The organism is Lysinibacillus sp. CNPSo 3705 (assembly GCF_028674935.1).
Classification (GTDB): domain Bacteria; phylum Bacillota; class Bacilli; order Bacillales_A; family Planococcaceae; genus Lysinibacillus.
The window spans coordinates 1-739 of the sequence record NZ_JAQZSD010000179.1; the positions used below are offsets into that span (position 1 = coordinate 1).

Below are 739 nucleotides of genomic sequence, written 5' to 3' on the forward strand. Positions count from 1 at the left end.
TTTAAAAGCGTATCATTTCCGAGGACGTAAGAAAGGTGCACGTCAAATTAAAATGACGTTAGAAAATCAATATGGGATTACGTATAACTTAAAACGTATTCGTCGTATTATGAAGAAATTCAAGATTGTATGCCCAATTCGAAAAGCTAATCCGGCACGTAGAATGGCCAAAGCGACAAAAGAACATCGTACATGTCCAAATGAATTACAGCGTAACTTTAAACAAGGTGTAGCAGGAAAAGTATTATTAACAGATATCACGTATTTGACGTACGGAAACGGCAAACGTGCTTATTTATCAACGATTAAAGACGCTGAGACAAACGAAATTTTAGCGTATGAAGTATCAGCTTCATTAAGTATGGATATCGCGCTCAATACTCTTCGTAAATTGAAGCGAAATCACCACCATTTAACGAACGATGCATTTATTCATTCAGATCAAGGATTCCATTATACGAATCCAAAATTCCAGAAACTTGTGAAGGATATGGGACTAGGGCAATCTATGTCACGCCGAGGAAACTGTTGGGATAACGCCCCGCAAGAATCCTTCTTCGGTCATTTTAAAGATGAAACCAATCTGAAAGCGTGCGAAACATTAGAAGAAGTAAAACGAGAAGTGAAAAGTTATATGATATATTACAACCATTATCGAGGGCAATGGAACTTGAAAAAGCTGCCGCCTGCAAAATACAGACAGCAGCTTCAAAAGGTTGCCTAGCTTTTTTTCAAAATG

At 37.6% G+C, this 739-nt stretch carries 1 protein-coding gene; it reads left to right on the forward strand.

Features of this window, described 5'->3' with window-relative positions:
* The coding region (locus PVA17_RS25595) for an IS3 family transposase (RefSeq protein WP_274069365.1) at positions 1–724 on the forward strand (724 nt) is incomplete at its 5' end.
* Between the last annotated feature and the right edge of the window lie 15 nt (positions 725–739).